This window comes from Pulveribacter sp. (assembly GCF_032079985.1).
GTDB lineage: Bacteria > Pseudomonadota > Gammaproteobacteria > Burkholderiales > Burkholderiaceae_C > Melaminivora.
In genome coordinates this window covers 999,035-1,017,394 of the sequence record NZ_DAMATK010000002.1, presented here as the reverse complement: position 1 = coordinate 1,017,394, position 18,360 = coordinate 999,035, and the positions used below count along the sequence as shown (strand labels likewise).

Here is an 18,360-nt window from a genome sequence, read left to right as displayed (position 1 = left end):
CAAGCGCCGGCAGCTATGAATAGGTGAGCGCCTTCTACATGCGCACCGCGCGCGCCAGCATCAGCAGCCAGTCGCCGGCATGCAGGCGCGGGCGCCGCACCAGGCTGGCGCCGCCCAGGGCCTGCACCTTGTCCAGGATGCGCAGGCCGCCCTGCACCACCAGCCGCAGCTCCCAGCCGGCGCGCCCGGGCAGGCGATGGACCAGCGGCGCCCCCTCCAGCATCAGCGCGCGCGCCCAGGCGGCGCAGTCCAGGACCAGGGCGTCGCTGTGCGGCGTGCGGCGCAGCGCGGCCAGGTCGGCGCGCGCCACGCCGTGGGCGGCGCAGTCGGCGTCGGCCAGGTAGTGGCGCCCACGCGGCAGGTCCACGCTCAGGTCCTGCCAGAAGTTGATGAGCTGCAGCGCGCTGCAGATGGCGTCGCTGTGCGCCAGCGCGCCGTCGTCGTGCACGCCGTACAGGTGCAGCAGCAGCCGGCCCACCGGGTTGGCCGACAGGGCGCAGTAGCGCAGCAGGGACGCGCGATCGGCGTGGGTGGCGCCGGCCTCGGTCATGGCCACGTCCTGCTCGAAGGCGCAAAGCAGGTCGTCCAGCAGCTGCACAGGCAGGGCATGGCTGCGCAGCACGGCCGCCAGGGGGGCGAAAACAAAGGCCCAGCGCGGCGCAGGGGGCTGGCCGGCCGCCGCGGCGTGCAGCTGCTCGCGGTAGGCCTGCAGGTCCGCCAGGCGCTGCGTGGCGCTGGCCGTGCCCTCGTCGGCCAGATCGTCGGCGGTGCGGGCAAAGGCGTAGATGGCCGCAATGGGAGGCCGCAGCGCCGGCGGGCACAGCAGCGAGGCGACGGGGAAGTTCTCGTAATGCGTGACGGGCGGCGGCAGGGCGGGTGCGGCCGCGGCGCGGGGGGCTGGGGAGTTCACGGCCGCGATTGTCGTGCTTGACAGGCCCGGGCTGCCTCTTCCAAAATTTACTAACCAGTCAGTCAGTAACCAGCCCCGGGCTGTCCACCATGCCTTTTCCTGATTTCCTCCTGCGCTCCTCGGGTGCAGCCGCACGGCCTTCGCCCTCGCCCCAGCCCGGGGTTTTTTTGTGGGTCGGCCGTGCCGCGGCCGCGGGCGCCGCGGTGCTGGCGCTGGCCGGCTGCTCGCGCCCGGCGCCGCCGCCCGAGCCGCTGCGCGCCGTGAAGCTGGTGACCGTGGGTTCGCAGGCAGTGCAGGCACAGCATGAGTACGCGGGCGAGGTGCGGGCGCGGGTGGAGTCGCGCCTGTCCTTCCGCGTGGCCGGCAAGATCGTGCAGCGCCCGGTGGAGGCCGGCCAGCACGTGCGTGCCGGCCAGCTGCTGGCCGAACTGGATGCGCGCGACTACGAGCTGGCCGCCCAGGCGGCCCGCGCCCAGGTCAGCGCCGCGACCACGCAGCGCGACCTGGCGGCGGCGGACTTGGAGCGCTTTTCGCGCCTGCGGGCGCAGAACTTCATCAGCGGCGCCGAGCTGGACCGGCGCGAGGCCGCCCTCAAGTCGGCCCAGGCGCAGCTGGCCCAGGCCCAGGCGCAGCTGGCCGCGCAGGGCAACCAGGCCGGCTACACGCGCCTGCTGGCCGACGCGCCTGGAGTGATCACCAGCGTGGACGCCGAGGCCGGCCAAGTGGTGGCCGCCGGCACCCCCGTGGTGCGCATCGCCCGCGACGGCGCGCGCGACGCGGTGTTTGCCGTGCCCGAGGATCGCGTGGCCGGCGTGCGCGTCGGCCAGGCCGTGCAGGTGGCCGCCTGGGCCGGCGGCGCGCCGCTGGCCGCGCGCGTGCGCGAAGTGGCGGCCAGTGCCGACCCGGTGACGCGCACCTTCCTGGTCAAGGTGGCGCTGGAGGGCGGCGAGCCGCCCCCGCTGGGCGCGACGGTGCAGGTCACGCTGGCCGACGAGGCCGCACAGGGTGCGCCGGCGGGCGTGGCGCGGCTGGTGCACCTGCCCAGCAGCGCGCTGCGCCAGGACGCGGGCCAGACCGCCGTGTGGGTCTACGACCCGGCCAGCGCCACGGTGCGCTCGCAGGCGGTGCAGGTGCAGGGCCTGCAGGGCGGCGACGCCCTGATCAGCCAGGGGCTGGAGCCCGGCATGCAGGTGGTGGCCGCCGGCGTGCACGTGCTGGCGCCGGGGCAGAAGGTGTCCGTTTACAAGCCAAAATCGGCTCCAGCCCAGGCAGGGCAATCGTCAGCAGCTATCAATAGCGAAGCAGCGGACGGTGCCACGGCCCCGGCCGCGCGCTGAAAGCGGGGCGCCCGACATGAACGCCGCGCCGCAGCCCGCCCGCAACCAGGGCTTCAACCTCTCGCGCTGGGCGCTGGAGCACGCCGCGCTGACGCGCTACCTGATGGTGGTGCTGATGCTGCTGGGCGTGGCCGCCTACTTCCAGCTGGGGCAGGACGAGGACCCGCCGTTCACCTTCCGCGCCATGGTGGTGCGCACCTACTGGCCCGGCGCCACGGCGCAGCAGGTGGCCGAGCAGGTCACCGACAAGCTGGAACGCACGCTGCAGGAGGTGCCCTACGCCGACCGCATCCGCAGCTACAGCAAGCCGGGCGAGTCGCAGATCATTTTCGAGATCAAGGACTCCAGCAAACCGGCCGAGGTGGCCCAGGTCTGGTACCAGGTGCGCAAGAAGATCGGCGACATGCGCTGGCAGCTTCCGGCAGGCGTGCAGGGGCCGTTCTTCAACGACGAGTTCGGCGACGTGTACGGCGTGATCTACGCGCTGTCAGGCGAGGGCTTCACGCCGGCCGAGCTGAAGGACTTCGCCGACGACGTGCGCCAGCAGTTGCTGCGCGTCAAGGACGTGGCCAAGGTGGAGCTGTTCGGCGTGCAGGACGAGCGCATCTGGGTCGAGGTTTCGCAGCAGCGTCTGGCCCAGCTGGGCCTGGGCATGAACACCGTGCTGCAGCAGCTGGCCGGCCAGAACGCGGTGGAGGGCGCCGGCCAGATCGATTCTCCGCACGACGTGGTGCAGGTACGCGTGGGCGGGCAGTTCACCAGCGTGGAGCAGCTGCGCGCTATGCCGATCCGCGGCGCGCAGTCCAACGCCCAACTGCGCCTGTCCGACATCGCCGAGGTGCGGCGCGGCTACGTCGATCCGCCGTCGGTCAAGGTGCGCTTCCAGGGCCATGAGGTGGTGGCTCTGGGCATCTCCATGGCCCGGGGCGGCGACATCATCGCCATGGGCAAGGCGCTGCGCGCGGCCGTGGACGGCATCCAGGCGCGCCTGCCCGCCGGCGTGGAGCTGGCGCAGGTGCAGGACCAGCCGGCGTCGGTGGCCGCGTCGGTCAACGAGTTCGTGAAGGTGCTGATCGAGGCGGTGGTCATCGTGCTGGCGGTGAGCTTCGTGTCGCTGGGGCTGCACAAGGGCGGGCGTTTCGGCTGGTACGTGGACTGGCGCCCGGGGCTGGTGGTGGCCATCACCATCCCGCTGGTGCTGGCCGTGACCTTCCTGGCCATGCACTACCTGGGCATCGGGCTGCACAAGGTGTCGCTGGGCTCGCTCATCATCGCCCTGGGCCTGATGGTGGACGACGCCATCATTGCCGTGGAGATGATGGTGCGCAAGATGGAGGAGGGCTACGACAAGCCGCGTGCCGCGACATTTGCCTACGAGCTGACGGCCAAGCCCATGCTGACGGGCACGCTGATCACGGCGGCGGGCTTTCTGCCCATCGGCATCGCTAAGTCGGTGACGGGCGAATACACGTTCGCCATCTTCGCCGTCACCGTCATCGCGCTGGTGCTGTCGTGGATCGTGTCGGTGTATTTCGTGCCCTACCTGGGCACGCTGATCCTGAAGGTGAAGCCGCACGACCCGGATGCACCGCCGCACGAGCTGTTCGACACACCGTTCTACAACCGCTTTCGCCGCGCGGTGCACTGGTGCGTGGAGCACCGCTGGCTGACGATAGGCGCCACGCTGGCCATCTTCGCGCTGGGCCTGGTGGGCATGGGACGGGTGCAGCAGCAGTTCTTCCCCGATTCGAGCCGGCCCGAGGTCATGGTGGAGCTGTGGTTCCCCGAAGGTACGCCGCTGTCCGCCAACGAGGATGTCACGCGCCGTGCGGAAAGCGCACTGATGCGGCTGGACGGCGTGCAGAGCGTGGCCACCTGGGTGGGCTCGGGCACACCGCGCTTTTATCTGCCGCTGGACCAGGTGTTCCCGCAGTCCAACGTTTCGCAGTTCATCGTGCTGGCGCAGGACCTGCACCAGCGCGAGCTGCTGCGCCAGCGCCTGCCGGAGCTGCTGGCGCAGGAGGTGCCCGAGGCGCGCGCCCGCGTCAAGCTGCTGCCCAACGGGCCGCCCGTGCCCTATCCGGTGCAGTTCCGCGTGGTCGGCAGCGACCCGCAGCAGCTGCGCCTGCACGCCGAGGAGGTCAAGGCCGTACTGCGCGGCAATAGCCACATGCGCGGCGTGAACGACAACTGGAACGAATCCGTGAAAGCCCTGCGGCTGGAGGTGGACCAGGACAAGGCGCGCGCCCTGGGCGTGTCCAGCCAGGCGATTGCCCAGGCCACGCGCACGCAGTTCACGGGCACCACCGTGGGCCAGTACCGCGAGGGCGACCGGCTGATCGACATCGTGCTGCGCCAGGCGCCGGGGCAGGGCGAGGGCGCGTCCGGCATCGAAGGCGTGTACGTGGCCACGGCCTCGGGTCGCTCCATCCCGCTGGCGCAGATCGCCCGCGCGCAGCTGGCCTGGGAGCCGGGCGTGATGTGGCGCTACGGGCGCAACTACGCCATCACCGTGCAGGGCGACGTGGTCGAGGGCCTGCAGGGCGCCACCGTCACGGCCGAGCTGCTGCCGCAGCTGCGCGAGCTGGAGCAGCACTGGCGCGCGCAGGGCCAGGGCGACACGCGCATCGACGTCGCCGGCGCGGTGGAGGAAAGCAGCAAGGGTTCGAGCGCCATCGTGGCCGGTGTGCCGCTGATGCTGTTCCTGGTCTTCACGCTGCTCATGCTGCAGCTGCACAGCTTCAGCCGCTCGATGCTGGTGTTCCTCACCGGGCCGCTGGGCATCGCCGGGGTGGCGGCGGCACTGCTGCTGCTGAACCGGCCCTTCGGCTTCGTCGCGCTCCTGGGCGTGGTGGCGCTGATGGGCATGATTCAGCGCAACTCGGTCATTCTGGTGGACCAGATCGAGCTGGACCGGGCCGCCGGCGTGCCCGCCTGGGATGCGATCGCCGATGCGGCCGTGCGCCGGCTGCGCCCCATCGCGCTGACGGCGGCGGCGGCCGTGCTGGCCATGGTGCCGCTGTCGCGCAGTGTGTTCTGGGGCCCCATGGCGGTGGCCATCATGGGCGGGCTGATCGTGGCGACGGTGCTCACACTGCTGGCCCTGCCGGCCATGTACGCGGCCTGGTTCCGCGTGCGCCGGCCCACCGAAGAGGAGGCGGCCAGGCCTGAAACTGGCGGCGGGCTGCCGGCGTCAGGGTAAAATCCGCCGTTTGACCAGTTTCACCGGGCTTGCGGCAATGGCGCAGCCTGGTGGCACGAAAAGAACCGCGCGGGTGGCGAAATTGGTAGACGCACCAGGTTTAGGTCCTGACGCCAGCAATGGTGTGGGGGTTCGAGTCCCCCCCCGCGCACCAACGTGACACTGACGCACGCAGCCCACCGCCAGCGCGGCTCGCTGTCACGACCCCCTGCCTCCGACACCAGGAAACACCATGGCCGTAAACGTTGAAACCCTTGACAAGCTCGAGCGCAAGATCACGCTGAACCTGCCCCTTGCCTCCATCCAGAACGAAGTCGACGCGCGCCTGAAGCGCCTGGCGCGCACCGTGAAGATGGACGGCTTTCGCCCCGGCAAGGTGCCGATGAGCGTGGTGCAGCAGCGCTACGGCTACTCGGTGCAGTACGAGGTGCTCAACGACAAGGTCGGCCAGGCCTTCTCGCAGGCCGCCAACGAGGCGCAGCTGCGTGTGGCTGGCCAGCCGCGCATCACCGAAAAGGAAGGCGCGCCCGAGGGCGAGGTCTCCTTTGACGCCGTGTTCGAGGTCTTCCCCGAAGTGAAGATTGGCGACCTGGCAGACGCCGAGGTGGAGAAGCTGTCTGCCGAGGTGACCGACGAGGCCATCGACAAGACCGTGGACATCCTGCGCAAGCAGCGCCGCACCTTCGCCCAGCGCGCCAAGGGCACGCCTGCCGAGGACGGCGACCGCGTGACGGTGGACTTCGAGGGCAAGATCGACGGTGAACCCTTTGCCGGCGGCAAGGCCGAGGACTTCCAGTTCCTGGTCGGCGAAGGCCAGATGCTCAAGGAGTTCGAGGATGCCGTGCGCGGCATGAAGGTGGGCGAGAGCAAAACCTTCCCGCTGGCCTTCCCCGAGGACTACCACGGCAAGGACGTGGCCGGCAAGACGGCCGACTTCATGGTCACCGTGAAGAACATCGAAGCCGCTCACCTGCCCGAAGTGAATGAGCAGCTGGCCAAGTCGCTGGGCATCGAGGCCGGCACGGTCGAGGGCCTGCGCGCCGACATCAAGAAGAACCTGGAGCGCGAGGTCAAGTTCCGCCTGCTGGCGCGCAACAAGCAGGCTGCCATGGAGGCGCTGCTGTCCAAGGCCGAGCTGGACCTGCCCAACGCCGCCGTGCAAGGCGAGATCGAGCGTCTGCGTGACGCCGCCCGCGCCGACCTGAAGCAGCGCGGCATCAAGGACGCCGACAAGGCTGAGATCCCCGACGACATCTTCCGCCCGCAGGCCGAGCGCCGCGTGCGCCTGGGCCTGGTGGTGGCCGAGCTGGTCCGCGCCAACGAACTGCAGGCCAAGCCCGAGCAGCTCAAGGCCCACGTGGACGAGCTGGCTGCCAGCTACGAAAAGCCCGAGGACGTGGTGCGCTGGTACTTCAGCGACCGCAACCGTCTGGGCGAGGTCGAGGCCGTGGTGGTCGAGAACAACGTCACGGACTTCGTCCTGGGCAAGGCCAAGGTGACGGAGAAGGCCGTGTCCTTCGACGAACTGATGGGCGGCCAGCCGGCCTGAGGCTCGCGTCGTCAGCCTGCCGCTGGCAGCGGCCTTGCGGGGCTTGTGCTTTGCGGCGCAAGCCCCATTTCCTTTGGTGAATCTGTACCGCAACGGAGAAAGCAACACATGAGCGCACTGGACACCCAGGCCCTGGGCATGATTCCCATGGTCATCGAGCAGTCGGGCCGCGGCGAGCGGTCCTACGACATTTATTCGCGCCTGCTCAAGGAGCGCGTGATCTTCCTGGTGGGTGAGGTCAACGACCAGACCGCCAACCTGGTGGTGGCGCAGCTGCTGTTCCTGGAAAGCGAGAACCCGGACAAGGACATCTCGTTCTACATCAACTCCCCGGGCGGCAGCGTGACGGCCGGCATGGCGATCTACGACACCATGCAGTTCATCAAGCCCGACGTGTCCACACTGTGCTGCGGTTTTGCCGCCAGCATGGGCGCCTTCCTGCTGGCCGCTGGCGCCAAGGGCAAGCGTTTCTCGTTGCCCAACTCCAAGATCATGATCCACCAGGTGCTGGGCGGGGCGCGCGGCCAGGCCACCGACATCGAGATCCATGCCCGCGACATCCTGCGCACCAAGGAGCAGATGAACCGTATCCTGGCCGAGCGCACCGGACAGTCGCTGGAAAAGGTCAAGACCGACACTGAGCGCGACTACTTCATGACCGCCGACGAAGCCAAGGACTACGGCATCGTCGACCAGGTGATCGCCAAGCGCCCCTGAGCAAAAGCCGCTGTCCGGCGGCTGCTGAAAACGGCGTTTCCCACACGGGAAGCGCCTTTTTTATTTCGTTATCATCCTTGACAACTGTTTTGATCTAAGGCAACTGCATCCATGGCCGAGAAAAAAGGCTCCTCCGGCGAGAAAACCCTGTACTGCTCCTTTTGCGGCAAGAGCCAGCACGAGGTGAAGAAGCTGATCGCCGGCCCCTCCGTCTTCATCTGCGACGAATGCATTGACCTGTGCAACGAGATCATCCGTGACGAGTTGCCTACGGGCGAGACGGGGCAGGATGCACGCGGCGACCTGCCTTCCCCGTCGGAGATCAAGGCCAACCTGGACAACTACGTCATCGGCCAGGAAAAGGCCAAGCGCACGTTGGCCGTGGCCGTCTACAACCACTACAAGCGCCTGCGCCACAAGGAAAAGGCCGGCAAGGACGAGGTGGAGCTGTCCAAGAGCAACATCCTGCTCATCGGCCCCACCGGCTCGGGCAAGACGCTGCTGGCACAGACCCTGGCGCGCCAGCTGGACGTGCCCTTCGTCATGGCCGATGCCACCACGCTGACCGAGGCCGGCTACGTCGGCGAGGACGTGGAAAACATCGTCCAGAAGCTGCTGCAAAGCTGCAACTATGAAGTGGAGCGCGCCCAGCGTGGCATCGTCTACATCGACGAGATCGACAAGATCTCTCGCAAGTCCGACAACCCCAGCATTACCCGTGACGTGTCGGGCGAGGGTGTGCAGCAGGCCCTGCTCAAGCTCATCGAGGGCACCATGGCCAGCGTGCCGCCGCAGGGCGGGCGCAAGCACCCCAATCAGGACTTTCTGCAGATCGACACAACCAACATCCTGTTCATCTGCGGCGGGGCGTTTGCAGGGCTGGAGAAGGTCATCGAGGCGCGCACCGAGGCCTCGGGCATCGGCTTCGGCGCCACGGTGCGAGCCAAGTCGCAGCGCTCGCTGACCGAGATGTTCCAGGACATCGAGCCCGAGGACCTGATCAAGTTCGGCCTAATTCCCGAGCTGGTGGGCCGCATGCCGGTGGTTACGGCGCTGGCCGAGCTGGACGAGGATGCGCTGGTGCAGATCCTCACCGAGCCCAAGAACGCTCTGGTAAAGCAGTACAGCAAGCTGCTGGCCATGGAGGGCGTGGACCTGGAAATCCGCCCGGCGGCGCTCAAGGCCATCGCACGCAAGGCGATTGCACGCAAGACCGGCGCTCGCGGCCTGCGCTCCATCCTGGAGCACGCGCTCATCGGCACGATGTTCGACCTGCCTACCGCTACCAACGTGGAGAAGGTGGTCGTGGATGAGGCCACGATCGAGGAAAGCAAGGCGCCGCTGCTGGTCTACCGCGAGGCCGCCAAAACCGCCTGAGCACCGGCTGCGCCAAAGCGGGCAGCAACCGGTCGAGCCCGGCGCGCAAGCCGCACCGGTTGAAATAACCCGCCCATGGACCATATTCCATGGAGCTTTTCAAGGATTGCCCATGTCCGGACACACGCCCCTGCCTGACACGCCCATCGACCTGCCGCTGCTGCCCCTGCGCGACGTGGTGGTCTTCCCCCACATGGTGATTCCGCTGTTCGTCGGCCGTGCCAAGAGCATCAAGGCGCTGGAACAGGCCATGGAAGGCGACCGCCGCATCATGCTGGTGGCCCAGAAGGCCGCCTCCAAGGACGAGCCTCAGGTAGCCGACATGTTTGAGGTCGGCTGCATCTCCACCATCCTGCAGATGCTCAAGTTGCCCGACGGTACGGTGAAGGTGCTGGTGGAGGGCCAGCAGCGCGCAGCCGTGGTGGCCGTGCTGGAGAACGATAGCCACTTCACCGCCACCGTGCGCCCGCTGCTGCCCGAATCGCAGGAAGAGGGTGACACCAGCGAGGTGGAGGCGCTGCGCCGCGCCGTGATGCAGCAGTTCGACCAGTACGTCAAGCTCAACAAGAAGATCCCGTCCGAGATCCTCACGTCGATTGCCAGCATCGATGATGCCGGCCGGCTGGCCGACACCATCGCCGCCCACCTGCCGCTGAAGCTGGAGAACAAGCAATCCGTGCTGGGCCTTGGCAACGTGCGCGAGCGGCTGGAGAACCTGTTCGGGCAACTCGAGCGCGAGGTGGACATCCTCAACGTGGACAAGCGCATCCGCGGCCGCGTCAAGCGCCAGATGGAGAAGAACCAGCGCGACTTCTACCTGAACGAGCAGGTCAAGGCCATCCAGAAGGAACTGGGCGAAGGCGACGAGGGCGCCGACATCGAGGAGATCGAGAAAAAGATCAAGGCCGCCAAGATGCCTGCCGAGGCGCGCAAGAAGGCCGAGAGCGAACTCAAGAAGCTCAAGCTCATGTCGCCCATGTCCGCCGAGGCGACCGTGGTGCGCAACTACATCGACACGCTGGTGGGCCTGCCCTGGAGCAAGAAGACCAAGGTGCGCCACGACTTGGCGCTGGCCGAAGAGGTGCTGAACGAAGACCACTACGGGCTGGAGAAGGTCAAGGACCGCATCCTCGAATACCTTGCCGTGCAACAGCGCGTGGACAAGCTCAAGGCGCCCATCCTGTGCCTGGTCGGGCCGCCTGGCGTGGGCAAGACCTCGCTGGGGCAGTCGATCGCCAAGGCCACGGGGCGCAAGTACGTGCGCATGGCCCTGGGCGGCATGCGCGACGAGGCGGAGATCCGCGGCCACCGCCGCACCTACATCGGCGCCATGCCGGGCAAGGTGCTGCAGAACCTGAACAAGGTCGGCACGCGCAATCCGCTGTTCCTGCTGGACGAAATCGACAAGCTGGGCACCGACTTCCGGGGTGACCCCTCCAGCGCGCTGCTGGAGGTGCTGGACCCCGAGCAGAACCACAAGTTCGGCGACCACTACGTGGAGGTGGACTTCGACCTGTCTGACGTGATGTTCGTGGCCACGTCCAACTCCATGAACATCCCGCCCGCGCTGCTGGACCGCATGGAGGTCATCCGTCTGTCGGGGTATACCGAAGACGAGAAGACCAACATTGCCCTCAAATACCTGCTGCCCAAGCAGATGGAAAACAACGGCGTGCGGGACGGCGAGCTGACGGTAACCGAGCCCACGGTGCGCGACATCGTGCGTTACTACACCCGCGAGGCCGGCGTGCGTTCGCTGGAGCGCGAGCTGTCCAAGATATGCCGCAAGGTCGTCAAGGCCGTGCAGCTCAAGCAGACCAACGGGCCGGTGGAGGTCACGCCGGAGAATCTGCACGACTACCTGGGCGTACGCAAATACACCTATGGCCGCGCCGAGCATGACAACCAGGTCGGGCAGGTGGTGGGCCTGGCCTGGACAGAAGTGGGCGGCGACCTGCTGACCATCGAAGTGGCGACCATGCCCGGCAAGGGCCAGATCACCCGCACCGGCTCGCTGGGGGACGTGATGAAGGAGTCGGTGGAGGCCGCGCGTACGGTGGTGCGCAGCCGCGCACGCATGCTCGGCATCAAGGACGAGGCCTTTGAAAAGCGCGATCTGCACATCCACGTGCCTGACGGCGCCACGCCGAAGGATGGCCCAAGCGCGGGCGCGGCCATGACGACGGCCATCGTCTCGGCGCTCACCGGCATTCCCGTGCGTGCGGACGTGGCCATGACCGGGGAGATCACGCTGCGCGGTGAAGTGACTGCCATCGGCGGTTTGAAGGAAAAGCTGCTGGCGGCGTTGCGCGGGGGCATCAAGACGGTGCTGATCCCCGAGGAGAACGTCAAGGACCTGCAGGACATACCGGACAACGTGAAGAGCGGCCTGGAGATAGTGCCCGTCAAGTGGATCGACAAAGTGCTGGACGTCGCGCTGGAGCGCAGCCCCGAGCCCCTGACCGACGAAGAGGTGGCGGCCCAGGCCGCGCAGCGCGCGGCCCAGAGCGCACATGTCGCGGGCGCGGGCGCCGCGCCGCACTGACGGCGAAGAATTTGACGCATTTGCCGGCGCGGGCCAAAAAATGCGTTAAACTTCTCTCATCGACACCAAACGTTGTACAATGTGAGGCTTCGATAAATGCGGGAATAGCTCAGTTGGTAGAGCGCAACCTTGCCAAGGTTGAGGTCGTCGGTTCGAGACCGATTTCCCGCTCCAGATTCTTGAAAAAAGGGGTGCCAAGGCTCCCCTTTTTTTCGAAGAAAAAGGTTTGGCGCGGTAGCAAAGCGGTTATGCGTCGGATTGCAAATCCGTTGAGGCCGGTTCGACTCCGGCCCGCGCCTCCAGCCTTGTTCACCCTGAGGTAGCAAAAACGTTTGCACTTCGCGGTGAAGGTTGGAAAAAGTGCTAGAATTTCTTTCTTTCCGAAATGCAGCGCGAAAGTGCTGTAGCAGGAAAGAACAATGCGGGAATAGCTCAGTTGGTAGAGCGCAACCTTGCCAAGGTTGAGGTCGTCGGTTCGAGACCGATTTCCCGCTCCATATTTCGCAAGGGAAGCCTCGGCTTCCCTTTTTTATTGGTCGCATCCAGGCCGTTGCCATACCCCGCAATGCGGTCTGGCAGCCATTGCATGCAGGCGCCGGCGCGGTTACGCTGGCCCTCAGCCGGCCGGCCATGCCGGCCAGCGCCCCGGTGGTGAAATTGGTAGACACTGCGGACTTAAAATCCGCCGCTTTCCTGCAAAGGGGCGTGCCGGTTCGACCCCGGCCCGGGGCACCAGGGAGATTTCGCATGTCAGACTACAACGCGCCTTTCGAGATCCACGTGCATGGCCAAGTGCAGCTGCGCCCCGACGTGGACTTCAACCAGTTGCAGGACGCCCTCAAACCCTTGTGGACCTACGCTGGCGCCCGTTCGCTGGCCGATGGCGCCGAGAGCGCCTATGAGGACGAGCCCGGCATCCAGTTCGACCCCAAGGAGCGCGTGCTGCAAATGTGCTGGACGGTGCGCGGCGATGAGGACTTCCGCCAGTCGCTGGACGACATGTGCATGAGCCTGAACGAACTGGCCGAGCAGGGCGCCGCCATCGAGGTGACCTTCTACGACGCCGAGTTCGACGAGGAAGAGGCCGAGGACGAGGACGAATCGCGCGACGACTTCCTAATGCTGTTCGTCGGCCCCACGCCTGCGGCCATCATGCAGGTGCAGCGCGACCTGCTGGTGCAGGACGTGGTGAATCTCATGGAGCGCCACTTCGACGGCGCAGAACTGGGCGGCGTGGTGGGCGAGATCGACAAGCTGTTCTCCGAGCGCTTCGACGCGCTGGTCAGCTCGCTGGAGATCGGCAAGCCGCCGCGCGGCACCGGCGGTGCGGGCGGCAGCGGACATGGCGGCGGGCGCCGTCCGCGCCACTTGCACTGAGTGATAGGAGGCATTGCGCGTGCTATTGAAAAAATAGCTGCCAGCGCTTGATGGACGGGCCTTAGGGCCCGTTTTTCTTTATAACTCTGGCAGAAGTGTGCAGGCCTGCGGCGGCAGGCCCAGCCAGCGTCCGGCCGCAGCCTGCAGCGCGGGCAGGACGCCGGTGGTGAACAGCAGGGCCGCGGGTTCATCGCGCGGTGCATCCGGCGCCAACGTGTTGGTGGCTTCCAGCATGCGCCGCGTCTGCCGCGCCACGGCCTCGCCGGTGTCTATCAGTTGCACCTGCGGGCCGACCAGACTGCGCAACTGCTCGCGCGCGAACACATAGTGGGTGCAGCCCAGCACCAGCGTGTCGATAGCGCCCGGCTCGCTGCCGAAGCGGCCCAGCGCTTGCACGTAGCGCGCGCACAGGGCGGCGGTGCGGGCCTGGGCCGCGGCGGCCGGGGCGGGCTCGGCATCGGTGCTTTGCTCGATGGCATGGGCCAGCCCGTCGCAGGCCTGCACGGAGAACCGCACCTCCCGTCCCTCGTGCGCGCCGCGCAGGCGCGCGAAGCGCCCGCTGTGCACCGTGCCCCGCGTGGCAAGCACGCCGACGTGGCCGGTGCGCGTCAGGGCGGCGGCGGGTTTCAGGGCGGGCTCCACCCCAATCACGGGCAGGCCGGGCAGCTCCGCACGCAGGGCTTCCACCGCGGCGGCCGTGGCCGTGTTGCAGGCCACCACCAGGGCCTTGATGCCATGGCGCGCCAGCAGCCAGCGGGCGATGGCCAGCGAGCGCGCGGTGACGTAGGCGTCGCCCTTTTCGCCATAGGGTGCGCAGCCGCTGTCGGCCAGGTAGACGAAGCGCTCGTGCGGCAGCTCGCGGCGCAGTGCGGCCAGCACGCTCAGGCCGCCGATGCCGCTGTCGAATACGCCGATGGGTTGCTGGGCGGAAGGCTGGGGGTGCGGCAGGACGGACACGGGCGGCGGCGGGCTGGAACGGGGCGCCAAGTATGCCCGCGCGGGCCCTTTCCCGCAGGCCGGTGCGGCGGTTGGGGCTGCGACATAATGAATTGCTATCGACCCGCGGTACTGGCGCGCGGCGCAGCCCACGAGGCGCGTCGCCTGTCCAGGCCGGTCATGCCGGCGCGACAGGCCGGACTGCTTGCTTCACTCCACACCAGCGAATACGCCGTTCCCCTTTTTCTCTTTTCCCGCGCAGGTCCCACGATGCCCGAATACCGTTCCAAAACCTCCACCGCCGGCCGCAACATGGCGGGCGCACGCGCGCTGTGGCGCGCCACCGGCATGAAGGATGCCGACTTCGCCAAGCCCATCATTGCGGTGGTCAACTCGTTCACGCAGTTCGTGCCGGGCCACGTGCACCTGAAGGACTTGGGCCAGCTGGTGGCGCGCGAGATCGAGGCCGCCGGCGGCGTGGCCAAGGAGTTCAACACCATCGCCGTGGACGACGGCATTGCCATGGGCCATGACGGCATGCTGTACTCGCTGCCCAGCCGCGAGATCATCGCCGACAGCGTCGAATACATGGTGAACGCGCACTGCGCAGACGCCATGGTCTGCATCTCCAACTGCGACAAGATCACCCCTGGCATGCTGATGGCCGCCATGCGGCTGAACATTCCGGTGATCTTCGTCTCCGGCGGCCCCATGGAGGCCGGCAAGGCCAAGCTGGCCGTGCCGGGCCAGGCCACGGTGAGCTTCACCAAGAAGCTGGACCTGGTGGACGCCATGGTCATGGCCGCCGACGACAAGGTCAGCGACGCCGACGTGGCCGAGGTCGAGCGCTCGGCCTGCCCGACCTGCGGCTCGTGCTCGGGCATGTTCACCGCCAACTCCATGAACTGCCTGACCGAGGCCCTGGGCCTGTCGCTGCCGGGCAATGGCACGCTGCTGGCCACGCACGCCGACCGCGAAGAGCTGTTCAAGCGCGCCGGCCGCCGCATCGTGGAACTGGCGCGCCAGTACTACGAGCAGGATGACGAGCGCATCCTGCCGCGCTCGGTGGGCCTGCCGGCGTTCGAGAACGCCATCACGCTGGACATCGCCATGGGCGGCTCCACCAACACCATCCTGCACCTGCTGGCCATCGCGCAGGAGGCGGAGATCGCCTTCACCATGAAGGACATCGACCGCATGTCGCTGCAGGTGCCGCAGCTGTGCAAGGTGGCGCCCAATACCGACAAGTACCACATCGAGGATGTGCACCGCGCCGGCGGCATCATGGCCATCCTGGGCGAGCTGGACCGCGCCGGCAAGCTGCACACCGACGTGCCCACGGTGCATGCGCCCACCCTGGGCGAGGCGCTGGAGCAGTGGGACATCACGCGCACGCAGGACGAGGCCGTGCGGCGCCTGTACCTGGCCGGCCCCGGCGGCATCCCCACGCAGGTGGCCTTCAGCCAAGACGCGCGCTGGCCCAGCCTGGACCTGGATCGCGAGCACGGCTGCATCCGCAGCTACGACCACGCCTACAGCAAGGAAGGCGGCCTGGCCGTGCTGCATGGCAACATTGCGGTGGATGGCTGCGTGGTGAAAACAGCGGGCGTGGACGAATCCATCCTGGTGTTTGAAGGTCCGGCGCACGTCGTCGAATCGCAGGACGATGCCGTGGAACACATCCTGGGCGATCAGGTGCAGCCTGGCGACGTGGTCGTCATCCGCTACGAAGGTCCCAAGGGCGGCCCCGGCATGCAGGAGATGCTCTATCCGACCAGCTACCTGAAGTCCAAGGGCCTGGGCAAGGCCTGCGCGCTGTTGACCGACGGGCGCTTTTCCGGCGGCACTTCGGGCCTGTCCATCGGCCACGTCTCGCCCGAGGCGGCCTCGGGTGGCGCCATCGGCCTGGTGAGAAACGGCGACCGCATCCGCATCGACATCCCGGGCCGCACCATCAACGTGCTGGTCAGCGACGAGGAACTGGAGCGCCGACGCGCCGAGCAGGACGCCCGGGGCTGGAAGCCGGCCGAGCCGCGCCCGCGCAAGGTGTCCGCGGCGCTGAAGGCCTACGCCAAGCTGGTGACCAGCGCCGACAAGGGCGCCGTGCGCGACCTGTCGCTGCTCGATTGAGCGCCTCTGCGCCCGTTGCCCTGGTCACGGGGTCGACGTCGGGCATCGGCGCAGCCGTCGCGCGGCGCCTGGCGGGCGAGGGCTACGCGGTCATCGTGCATTCCCGCAGTTCCGCGCAGGCCGGCCAGGCACTGGCCGCCGAGCTGGGCCGCGCGGTCTACATCCAGGCCGACCTGGCGGTGGATGCGGACCGTGTGCGCCTGGTGCGCGAAGCCGTGGCCGCCTGGGGCCGGCTGGACGTGCTGGTGAACAACGCCGGCATCAGCCGCGTGGTGCCGCACGACGACCTGTTCGCCGCCACGCCGGACCTCTGGCACGCGCTGCACGAGGTCAACGTGGTGGCCCCGTTCCGCCTGGTGGCAGAGGCGCGCACCGCGCTGGAGGCGGCGGCCGAGCGTGGCCGGGCCGGCTGCGTCATCAACGTCAGCTCGCACGCAGGCGTGCGGCCCAAGGGCGCGTCCATCCCGTATGCCGCCACCAAGGCGGCGCTGAACCACGTGACGCGGCTGCTGGCCGTGTCACTGGCGCCGCGCATCCGCGTGAATGCCGTGGCGCCGGGCCTGGTCGATACGCCGCTGACGGCCGACTGGACGCAGGCGCAGGCCCTGTGGCGCGAGCGTGCGCCCCTGCGCCGCGCCGCGCAGCCCCAGGATATTGCCCAGGCCGTCGCCCTGCTGGCCGCCAGCGACTACCTGACGGGAGAAGTCCTGTTGCTGGACGGCGGACTGAATCTCACCTGACCCCTGCCTGTAAAAAATGCGACCATGAACGACCTGCACCAGCGCATCGCCACCAGTTTCGACGCCCAGGGCCTGATGGCCACGCTGGGCGCGCGTCTGATCCTCGTGGAAGACGGCGAAGTGCGCATCGAGCTGCCCTTTGCCGCCGCCTTGTCCCAGCAGCACGGCTACGTGCACGCCGGTGCCATCACCAGCGTCGTGGACAGCGCCTGCGGCTACGCTGCGCTGACGCGCGGGCCCGAGAACTGCGAGGTGGTGACGGCCGAGTTCAAGACCAACTTCCTGCGCCCGGCCATCGGCGAGCGCTTCGTCGCCGTGGGCCGGGTGGCCAACGCTGGGCGGCAGCTGGCGGTGGTAACCGGCGAGGTGCTGGCCTACGCCGCCGGCGCAGCCGAGCCCAAGGTGGTGGCCATGATGCAGGCCACCATGGTCTACGTGCAGCCGCGCGGCGGCTGAGGCGCCCCGCTGCCGTTGATTCAGTGCGCGGCGGCGCCTGTCGCGCGCATGCCGCCGAAGCGGCCGCTGCGCAGGTCGTCCACGGCCTGCTCGATCTCGGCGCGGGTATTCATCACGAACGGGCCGTAGCCCACGACCGGCTCGTTGATCGGCTCGCCCGATAGCCACAGCAGCGTGGCGGGGCCGTTGACGGCCTCGATCAGCACCTCGTCGCCCTCGCGGCCCAGCTGCACCAACTGGCCGGCGCTGGCAGACTCGTCGCCCACCCGCACCGCGCCATGCAGCACCACCAGCGCCAGCGTGTGGCCGGACGTGACCGGCAGCCGTGCCTGGGCGCCGGCGGACAGGCGCGCGTCCCACACCTGCAGCGGCGTGAAGGTGCGTGCCGGGCCGCTGGCGCCCTGCAGCGCGCCGGCGATCAGGCGCACCTGGCCGGCGCCGCCGGGCAGCTGCACCGACGGGATGTCGCCGGCCAGCAGCGTCTGGTAGCCGGGCGCGGCCTGCTTGTCCTTGGCAGGCAGGTTGACCCACAGCTGCACCATCTCCAGCGGCCCGCCGCGGGCGGTGAAGGCCTCGGAGTGGAACTCCTCGTGCAGGATGCCCGAGGCGGCCGTCATCCACTGCACGTCGCCGGGGCCGATGGTGCCGCCGGCGCCGGTGGAGTCGCGGTGCGCCACCTCGCCCTGGTAGACGATGGTCACGGTCTCGAAGCCGCGGTGCGGGTGCACGCCCACGCCGCGCGGCCGGGCGGCGGGCTCGAAGTGGTGCGGGCCGGCGTGGTCCAGCAACAGAAACGGCGACAGCGCGCGGCCGTGGTCGCCGTAGCTGAACAGCGAGCGCACGGGAAAGCCGTCGCCCACCCAGTGGCGGGGCGGGGCGTTGTGAACGGATTGGACGGTTCGCAGCATGGTCATGGGCTCCTCATTGGATGCAAGCGGCGGGCAGGCCGCCAAGGCACATGACTTGCAGATGGGGCCGCCGGAGTGACCGGGTAGGGGCGGGCGGCAGGTTTCAGCGTTGCATCGGTGGAACGCTGTGCCTGCGCCCCCCGTATATCAAAAATGTGAGCTGCCAGCGCTTGCCT

Annotated in this window: 13 protein-coding genes and 5 tRNA genes; 15 read left to right on the top strand and 3 right to left on the bottom strand. The window is 68.2% G+C overall.

From position 1 onward, the window contains the following. Nucleotides 1-34: 34 nt before the first annotated feature. The gene (hpnC, locus tag RT282_RS11055) at nucleotides 35-910 is read right to left on the bottom strand and encodes a squalene synthase HpnC (protein WP_313313935.1); all 876 of its coding nucleotides are present in this window, start codon (nucleotides 908-910) and stop codon (nucleotides 35-37) included. 89 nt (nucleotides 911-999) lie between these two features. On the opposite strand from hpnC, the gene RT282_RS11050 reads away from it, so the two are divergent. From RT282_RS11050 to RT282_RS10995, 12 genes are all read left to right on the top strand, one after another. Continuing rightward, nucleotides 1,000-2,247 carry an efflux RND transporter periplasmic adaptor subunit gene (locus RT282_RS11050; RefSeq protein ID WP_313313932.1) on the top strand — a complete coding sequence of 416 codons (1,248 nt, stop codon included), beginning with the start codon at nucleotides 1,000-1,002 and terminating at the stop codon, nucleotides 2,245-2,247. Between the two features lie 16 nt (nucleotides 2,248-2,263). Continuing rightward, entirely contained in the window at nucleotides 2,264-5,449 is a 3,186-nt protein-coding gene (locus tag RT282_RS11045) for an efflux RND transporter permease subunit (RefSeq protein ID WP_313313930.1), read from the top strand. Between the two features lie 67 nt (nucleotides 5,450-5,516). Then, a tRNA-Leu gene (locus RT282_RS11040) sits at nucleotides 5,517-5,603 on the top strand. Nucleotides 5,604-5,681: 78 nt separating this feature from the next. Next, the gene (tig, locus tag RT282_RS11035; RefSeq protein ID WP_313313927.1) at nucleotides 5,682-6,998 is read left to right on the top strand and encodes a trigger factor; all 1,317 of its coding nucleotides are present in this window, start codon (nucleotides 5,682-5,684) and stop codon (nucleotides 6,996-6,998) included. A 108-nt stretch (nucleotides 6,999-7,106) separates the two neighbouring features. Further along, complete coding sequence (gene clpP, locus RT282_RS11030; protein ID WP_312306327.1) at nucleotides 7,107-7,715, top strand: ATP-dependent Clp endopeptidase proteolytic subunit ClpP; 609 nt, start codon at nucleotides 7,107-7,109, stop codon at nucleotides 7,713-7,715. A 111-nt stretch (nucleotides 7,716-7,826) separates the two neighbouring features. Then, nucleotides 7,827-9,092 carry an ATP-dependent Clp protease ATP-binding subunit ClpX gene (gene clpX / locus RT282_RS11025; protein ID WP_312306325.1) on the top strand — a complete coding sequence of 422 codons (1,266 nt, stop codon included), beginning with the start codon at nucleotides 7,827-7,829 and terminating at the stop codon, nucleotides 9,090-9,092. 112 nt (nucleotides 9,093-9,204) lie between these two features. Next, nucleotides 9,205-11,637, top strand: coding sequence for an endopeptidase La (gene lon / locus RT282_RS11020; protein WP_312759279.1), 2,433 nt, complete (start codon nucleotides 9,205-9,207; stop codon nucleotides 11,635-11,637). Nucleotides 11,638-11,735: 98 nt separating this feature from the next. Continuing rightward, a tRNA-Gly gene (locus RT282_RS11015) sits at nucleotides 11,736-11,811 on the top strand. Nucleotides 11,812-11,865: 54 nt separating this feature from the next. Next, a tRNA-Cys gene (locus RT282_RS11010) sits at nucleotides 11,866-11,939 on the top strand. Nucleotides 11,940-12,058: 119 nt separating this feature from the next. Then, nucleotides 12,059-12,134: transfer RNA gene (locus RT282_RS11005), tRNA-Gly, on the top strand. Between the two features lie 145 nt (nucleotides 12,135-12,279). Continuing rightward, nucleotides 12,280-12,372, top strand: a tRNA-Leu gene (locus RT282_RS11000). A 12-nt stretch (nucleotides 12,373-12,384) separates the two neighbouring features. Beyond that, a complete protein-coding gene (locus tag RT282_RS10995; protein WP_312302806.1) occupies nucleotides 12,385-13,014 on the top strand; it encodes a DUF6806 family protein in 630 nt (209 codons plus the stop codon). Nucleotides 13,015-13,092: 78 nt separating this feature from the next. Here the strand turns inward: RT282_RS10995 and murI are convergent, their stop codons facing one another. Next, a complete protein-coding gene (gene murI, locus RT282_RS10990; RefSeq protein ID WP_313313923.1) occupies nucleotides 13,093-13,971 on the bottom strand; it encodes a glutamate racemase in 879 nt (292 codons plus the stop codon). Nucleotides 13,972-14,220: 249 nt separating this feature from the next. Here murI and ilvD point away from each other — a divergent pair, with 249 nt between their 5' ends. The 3 genes from ilvD to RT282_RS10975 are packed head-to-tail and all read left to right on the top strand — an operon-like array spanning nucleotide 14,221 to nucleotide 17,276. Then, nucleotides 14,221-16,080: a dihydroxy-acid dehydratase gene (gene ilvD / locus RT282_RS10985; RefSeq protein WP_313313921.1), complete on the top strand. Its 1,860-nt coding sequence runs from the start codon at nucleotides 14,221-14,223 to the stop codon at nucleotides 16,078-16,080. Further along, on the top strand, nucleotides 16,077-16,820 hold the full coding sequence (locus tag RT282_RS10980; protein WP_313313918.1) for an SDR family oxidoreductase: 744 nt from the start codon (nucleotides 16,077-16,079) through the stop codon (nucleotides 16,818-16,820). Before ilvD ends, RT282_RS10980 begins: the two co-directional genes overlap by 4 nt. 24 nt (nucleotides 16,821-16,844) lie before the next feature. Then, nucleotides 16,845-17,276, top strand: a complete 432-nt coding sequence (locus RT282_RS10975; protein ID WP_312759273.1) for a PaaI family thioesterase — start codon at nucleotides 16,845-16,847, stop codon at nucleotides 17,274-17,276. 20 nt (nucleotides 17,277-17,296) lie between these two features. On the opposite strand, the gene RT282_RS10970 is transcribed toward RT282_RS10975, so the two are convergent. Then, on the bottom strand, nucleotides 17,297-18,184 hold the full coding sequence (locus tag RT282_RS10970) for a pirin family protein (protein WP_409519471.1): 888 nt from the start codon (nucleotides 18,182-18,184) through the stop codon (nucleotides 17,297-17,299). Nucleotides 18,185-18,360: the final 176 nt, after the last annotated feature.

Excerpts from the sequence above, each read along its gene's own strand:
- RT282_RS10970 (WP_409519471.1), bottom strand. The coding sequence starts at position 18,184 with ATGCTGCGAACCGTCCAATCCGTTCACAACGCCCCGCCCCGCCACTGG.
- RT282_RS11045 (WP_313313930.1), top strand. The coding sequence starts at position 2,264 with ATGAACGCCGCGCCGCAGCCCGCCCGCAACCAGGGCTTCAACCTCTCG.
- RT282_RS11050 (WP_313313932.1), top strand. The coding sequence starts at position 1,000 with ATGCCTTTTCCTGATTTCCTCCTGCGCTCCTCGGGTGCAGCCGCACGG.
- lon (WP_312759279.1), top strand. The coding sequence starts at position 9,205 with ATGTCCGGACACACGCCCCTGCCTGACACGCCCATCGACCTGCCGCTG.
- tig (WP_313313927.1), top strand. The coding sequence starts at position 5,682 with ATGGCCGTAAACGTTGAAACCCTTGACAAGCTCGAGCGCAAGATCACG.
- RT282_RS10975 (WP_312759273.1), top strand. The coding sequence starts at position 16,845 with ATGAACGACCTGCACCAGCGCATCGCCACCAGTTTCGACGCCCAGGGC.
- RT282_RS10995 (WP_312302806.1), top strand. The coding sequence starts at position 12,385 with ATGTCAGACTACAACGCGCCTTTCGAGATCCACGTGCATGGCCAAGTG.
- clpX (WP_312306325.1), top strand. The coding sequence starts at position 7,827 with ATGGCCGAGAAAAAAGGCTCCTCCGGCGAGAAAACCCTGTACTGCTCC.
- clpP (WP_312306327.1), top strand. The coding sequence starts at position 7,107 with ATGAGCGCACTGGACACCCAGGCCCTGGGCATGATTCCCATGGTCATC.
- ilvD (WP_313313921.1), top strand. The coding sequence starts at position 14,221 with ATGCCCGAATACCGTTCCAAAACCTCCACCGCCGGCCGCAACATGGCG.